Below are 5,734 nucleotides of genomic sequence, written 5' to 3' on the forward strand. Positions count from 1 at the left end.
GCCCTCCTGGCCACCTGGACCGGCGCCTGCTCGATATGCGGCCAATCCGCACCGACACCAGAACCACACCACAGGACCTAACAAAGCCCTACTAGTGCCGTGACCGGCAATGTTTGCCCCATGAGGAGCGTGCGTGCCAGGCGTCGCCAGGCCGGCGGGACTTTCGAAACACGCCCTGGCTCAGCCGTCACGCTCGGACACCGCCGGTATGCCACGTCGCCCCATGCTGTGCCTGGCGGTACGCCGATAGGCTCGACCCATGGGCAGCAATCCGCACGTACCCGCGCCGAGCGAGATCCCGTCCGAGCTCCCGACCCCCACCACCCCACCCGGCCGAGAAGCCTTGGCCGCGATCCTCGCGCGCCCGGACCGTGCCGTCGTCGCGCTCGATTTCGACGGCACTCTCGCCGAGATCGTCCCGGACCCGGAACAGGCCCGCGCCCACCCCGGCACCGTCCCGGCCCTGGCCGCGCTCGCGCCGAAGGTCGCCTCCGTCGCCGTGATCACCGGCCGTCCGGCCGACGTCGCGGTCCGGCACGGCGGCTTCGCCGGGGTCCCCGGCCTCGACCACCTCGTCGTTCTCGGCCACTACGGCGCCGAACGCTGGGACGCCGTCTCCGGCACCGTCCACGCCCCCGCCCCGCACCCGGGCGTCGCCGCGGTCCGCGCCGAACTCCCCGTCCTGCTCGAACGGTTCGACACCTGGCGCGGTACCTGGATCGAGGAGAAGGGCCGGGCACTCGCCGTCCACACCCGCCGCGCCACCGACCCGCAGGCCGCGTTCGACGCGCTGCGCGGCCCGCTCGGTGCGCTCGCCGCCCGGCACGGGCTGATCGTCGAACCGGGCCGCCTGGTCCTGGAGTTGCGCCCGCCGGGCATGGACAAGGGCGTGGCGCTCGCACAGTACGTACGGGAGTTGGACGCCGAGTCCGTTCTGTACGCGGGTGACGACCTGGGCGACCTCGCCGCGTACGCCGCCGTGGAGAAGCTCCGCACCGAGGGCCCCGACGGCATCCCGGGCCTGCTTGTCTGCAGCGGCAGCGCGGAAGTGCCCGAACTGGCCGAGCGGGCCGATCTGCTGCTGAACGGCCCGGGAGCCGTCGTCGACTTCCTGGCAGCCCTGGCGCGACAGCTCTAGGTGTTCTGTCCCGGAAGCCCGGTGCGGGCCCTCATCCCGGCCACGCAGCGCAAGCGAAGCCCGGCAGCCACGCCGTGTCCGCAATCGCGGGACGGGTGCGCTCTCAAGCCTCCCGCCGCAGCGCGTCCAGCTGGTCCAGGAACCACTGCTGCGGCGGCAGCGCCACCGCCGCCGCGGCCAGCCGCTCCGTTCGCGCGGCCCGTTCGTCGTCCGCCATCGTCAAAGCCTCGTGCAGCGCCGCCGCCGTCGCGGACACGTCGTACGGGTTCACCACGACCGCGTCGCCGCCCAGCTCCTCGTACGCCCCCGCCTCCCGCGACAGCACCAGCGCGCAGCCGTGGTCGGAGACGACCGGGACCTCTTTGGCGACCAGGTTCATGCCGTCGCGGATCGGGTTGACGAGCGCCACGTCGGCCAGCCGGTACGCCCCCAGCGAGCGTGCGAAGTCGTCGTGCACATGGAGCAGGACCGGGGTCCAGTCGGCGGTCCCGTACGTCGAGTTGATCTCCTCCGCGACCCGCTGCACCTCCGCGGTGTACTCCCTGTACACCGCCAGGTCCTGCCGCGACGGATACGCGAACGCCAAATGAACCACCCGTTCGCGCCACTCCGGACGTGTGTTGAGCAGCTCCCGGTAGGCGAACAGGCCACGCACGATGTTCTTGGAGAGTTCCGTCCGGTCCACCCGCACGATCGTCTTCCGGCCGGTGCCGCCCACCTGCTCCCGCAGCGCCGCCATCCGTTCGTCCACGTCCTTCTCGTGCGCGCGCCGGCGCAGGAAGTCCGCGTCCGCGCCGAGCCCGTGCACCCCGATCCTGGTCCGGCCGGTGCCGCCCAGGATCTCCGTGCAGCAGCCGATGAACGCGTCCGCCCAGCGCCAGGTCAGGAAGGCCGCCCGGTCCGCGCCCAGGATGCCGCGCAGCAGCTGCTCGGCGATGTCGTCGGGAAGCAGGCGGAAATAGTCGACGGGCGCCCACGGGGTGTGCGAGAAGTGGCCGATCCGAAGGTCGGGGCGGAGCTCGCGGAGCATGCCGGGGACCAGTGCCAGGTGGTAGTCCTGCACCAGCACCGCCGCGCCCTCGCCCGCCTCCTGGGCGAGGGCCTCGGCGAAGGCCCGGTTGTATGTCTCGAACGACGCCCACTGCCGCCGGAACTCCGCGTCGAAGACCGGTTCCAGCGGCGTCTGGTACAGCATGTGGTGGACGAACCAGAGCACCGAGTTCGCGATGCCGTTGTACGCGTCCGCGTGGACGGCCGCGTCGATGTCGAGCATCCGTACGCCCTGCTCGGCGACCCCGCGCCGGACCGCCTCCCGGTCCCCGTCACCGAGTGCGGCACACACCCACAGTTTGTCCTTGACGGCGCTCAGCCCGGAGACGAGCCCGCCGCCGCCGCGCCTGGCGTCGAGCGATCCGTCGGTGGCCAGGGTGTACGACACCGGGCCGCGGTTGGACGCAACGAGGACCTGGGCAGCGGACTGGGCTTCGTGCTCGGAGACCATGTTGCGGAATCTAGCCCGATCGCGAACCGCCCAAACGTGCGAAGTCAGGCCACGTCAGGCCGCGCGCCGCGAAACATACTCCGTGATCTCGCACATCGGGGGCCGCTCCTCCGTGTCCACCGGATGGGTGCGCGGTACGAAGCCGTCCTCGCCCCGCTCGAACTGGGTCAGGGCCGGACGTACCAAGTGGCTGCGGGAAAGCCGGAGTTGAGCGGTGCGATAGATCGCCGCAGCCATCCGCCCCAGCGCCTGGCCGTCCTGGTGGCGGTGTCTGCGCACCCCCACGTCGACCTGTGCCAGCGCGTCCAGTCCGACGGTGTGCAGGGCGTCCACCAGGAGGCCGAGTTCCACTCCGTAACCGACGGGGAACGGCAGCCGCTCCAGCAGTGAGCGCCGCACCGCGTACTCGCCGCCGAGCGGCTGGACGAAGCCGGCCAGCTGCGGCCAGTGCAGATTGAGCAGCGGGCGGGCCACCAGTTCCGTGACGCGACCGCCCTGACCTGCGGCGTCGCCCAGGGGGCGGTCGTACATCGCCTTGACGAACTGCACCTCGGGGTCGGTGAGCAGCGGACCGACGATTCCGGAGACGAACTCCGCGGAGAAGTCCCTCAGGTCGGCGTCTATGAAGCAGACGATCTCACCGCTGGTGACCAGGAGCGAGCGCCACAGGACCTCGCCCTTGCCGGGGAGCGCGGGTATGCGCGGGAGTATCGCGTCGCGGTGCACCACCCGGGCGCCCGCCTTCCGGGCGACTTCCGCCGTGCCGTCCGTCGAGCCGGAGTCGATCACCAGCAGCTCGTCGACCAGCGGCACCTTCTCCATCAGCTCGACCCGGATCGTCTCGACGATGGCGCCGACCGTCGCCTCCTCGTTCAGGGCGGGCAGCACCACGCTCACGCTCCCGCGCAGCGGATCCCGGCTCTTGGCGGCGACGAGCCGGTCCAGCGGGCGGTCGGCTGCCGACCAGGAACGCCCGGCCAGCCAGCGTTCGACCTCTTCCAGCACGGTCGATACTCCCTGTATGTGATCCATCTCGCGGTTCGGACGACTGCCTCAACCGTCCGGGGCTTCGGTTACAGTCTTGAACAACGCGGATGACCCTCGCATGTCGGGGTCCTCCGCCAATAAATGCCTGGGTCGGTGATCCAGTGCCATAGCGCTCATCCAGAGGGACTGAGGGAACGGCCCGTTGAAGTCCCGGCAACCCTCCCGCCGACCGCGAGGTCAGGTGGGGAAGGTGCCAATTCCGTCTCGTGGCGAAATGCGCCGCGAGGAAGATGAGGAGAAAGGGCCTCGCCAGCATGGCTGCGCAGACTGTTTCAGTAAGCACCGATCCTTCCACCGGCGCCGTCGACCTCGGCCCCGCAGCGGCGCTCTCCTGCCGCGAGTGCGGAGAGCGTTTCGAGCTCGGTCCCCTGTTCGCCTGCGCGTCCTGTTTCGGGCCGCTCGAAGTGGCGTACGACCTGCCGAGCGGCTCCCCGGACGAGCTGAAGAAGCGCATCGAGGCCGGACCGGACAACATCTGGCGCTACGCGCCGCTGCTGCCCGTCCCCGCCGATGTCGCGGACAAGCCCAACATCAACCCCGGCTTCACCAAGCTGGTCAAGGCCGACAACCTTGCCCGTGAGCTGGGCGTCACCGGCGGTCTGTACGTCAAGGACGACTCCGGCAACCCGACGCACTCCTTCAAGGACCGCGTCGTCGCGATCGCCGTCGAGGCCGCCCGCGCCTTCGGTTTCACCACTCTCTCCTGCTCCTCCACCGGCAACCTCGCCGGTGCGGTCGGCGCGGCCGCTGCCCGCGCCGGCTTCCGGTCCTGCGTGTTCATCCCGCACGACCTGGAGCAGGGCAAGGTCGTCATGGCCGCGGTGTACGGCGGTGAGCTGGTCGGCATCGAGGGCAACTACGACGACGTCAACCGCTTCTGTTCGGAGCTCATCGGCGACCCGCTCGGTGAGGGCTGGGGCTTCGTCAACGTCAACCTGCGCCCGTACTACGGCGAGGGTTCCAAGACGCTCGCGTACGAGATCTGTGAGCAGCTCGGCTGGCAGCTGCCCGACCAGCTCGTCATCCCGATCGCGTCCGGCTCGCAGCTCACGAAGATCGACAAGGGTCTTCAGGAGCTGATCAAGCTCGGTCTCGTCGCGGACAAGCCGTACAAGATCTTCGGCGCCCAGGCCGAGGGCTGTTCCCCGGTTTCCACGGCCTTCAAGGCCGGTCACGACGTCGTGCGCCCGCAGAAGCCGAACACGATCGCCAAGTCCCTGGCGATCGGCAATCCGGCCGACGGTCCGTACGTCCTGGACATCGCCCGCCGCACCTGCGGCGCGGTCGAGGACGTCAACGACGAGCAGATCGTCGACGCGATCAAGCTGTTGGCCCGCACCGAGGGCATCTTCGCCGAGACGGCGGGCGGGGTGACGGTCGGTGTGACGAGGAAGCTGATCGAGGCGGGTCTGCTGGACCCGACGCTCACCACGGTCGTCCTGAACACCGGTGACGGTCTGAAGACGCTGGACGCGGTCGCCCCGACGACCGGCCCGACCGCGACCATCCGGCCCAGCCTGGACGCGTTCCGCGACGCCGGCCTCGCCAACGGCTGACCCGACCACCCGAGACGTAAGGAAGGCACCCAGATGAGCGTCAAGGTCCGTATCCCCACCATCCTGCGCACCTACACGGGCGGCCAGGCCGAGGTCCCGGCCGAGGGCTCGACCCTCTCCCAGGTCATCGAGTCGCTGGAGCGGAACCACCCGGGCATCGCCGCGCGCGTCCTGGACGACCAGGGCAAGCTCCGCCGCTTCGTGAACGTGTACGTCAACGACGACGACGTGCGCTTCGAGGGCGGCCTGGAGGCGGCCACCCCGGACGGCGCGGGCATCTCCATCATCCCGGCGGTCGCGGGCGGCTGCTGACCCGCAGTCGGCCCTGCGGCCGACTTCGCCGCGTTGGAGGCCGCGCACATAGGTGGGGCGGCGTCGCGTGCCGATGGGCGGCGCCTGGCGGCGTTGTCGTCGGTCACCGACGCTCCGCGTCGACTCCCTCCTCCGCCTTGCCAGGCTTGCCCCTCGCCCCGCTCCTTCCTCCACCCCACC

5 protein-coding genes and 1 riboswitch are annotated in these 5,734 nt (G+C 70.5%); of the genes, 3 read left to right on the top strand and 2 right to left on the bottom strand.

Going from position 1 to position 5,734, the window contains the following annotated elements; translation table 11 throughout:
* Positions 1–259: 259 nt before the first annotated feature.
* A complete protein-coding gene (gene otsB / locus AB0915_RS38045) occupies positions 260–1,138 on the top strand; it encodes a trehalose-phosphatase (RefSeq protein WP_366695822.1) in 879 nt (292 codons plus the stop codon).
* A 103-nt stretch (positions 1,139–1,241) separates the two neighbouring features.
* On the opposite strand, the gene AB0915_RS38050 is transcribed toward otsB, so the two are convergent.
* Together AB0915_RS38050 and AB0915_RS38055 are read right to left on the bottom strand one after the other, a co-directional pair.
* Positions 1,242–2,639, bottom strand: coding sequence for a trehalose-6-phosphate synthase (locus tag AB0915_RS38050; protein ID WP_366695824.1), 1,398 nt, complete (start codon positions 2,637–2,639; stop codon positions 1,242–1,244).
* A 54-nt stretch (positions 2,640–2,693) separates the two neighbouring features.
* Positions 2,694–3,644 (bottom strand): glucosyl-3-phosphoglycerate synthase, encoded by a 951-nt coding sequence (locus tag AB0915_RS38055; protein WP_366695830.1) that lies wholly within the window; start codon positions 3,642–3,644, stop codon positions 2,694–2,696.
* A gap of 152 nt (positions 3,645–3,796) precedes the next feature.
* Positions 3,797–3,923: riboswitch (SAM riboswitch) on the top strand.
* Positions 3,924–3,940: 17 nt separating this feature from the next.
* On the opposite strand from AB0915_RS38055, the gene thrC reads away from it, so the two are divergent.
* Together thrC and AB0915_RS38065 are read left to right on the top strand one after the other, a co-directional pair.
* Entirely contained in the window at positions 3,941–5,242 is a 1,302-nt protein-coding gene (gene thrC, locus AB0915_RS38060) for a threonine synthase (protein WP_366695826.1), read from the top strand.
* Positions 5,243–5,275: 33 nt separating this feature from the next.
* Positions 5,276–5,554 (top strand): MoaD/ThiS family protein, encoded by a 279-nt coding sequence (locus AB0915_RS38065; RefSeq protein ID WP_366695828.1) that lies wholly within the window; start codon positions 5,276–5,278, stop codon positions 5,552–5,554.
* Positions 5,555–5,734 lie beyond the last annotated feature (180 nt).

This window comes from Streptomyces sp. NPDC048411 (assembly GCF_040704695.1).
GTDB lineage: Bacteria > Actinomycetota > Actinomycetes > Streptomycetales > Streptomycetaceae > Streptomyces.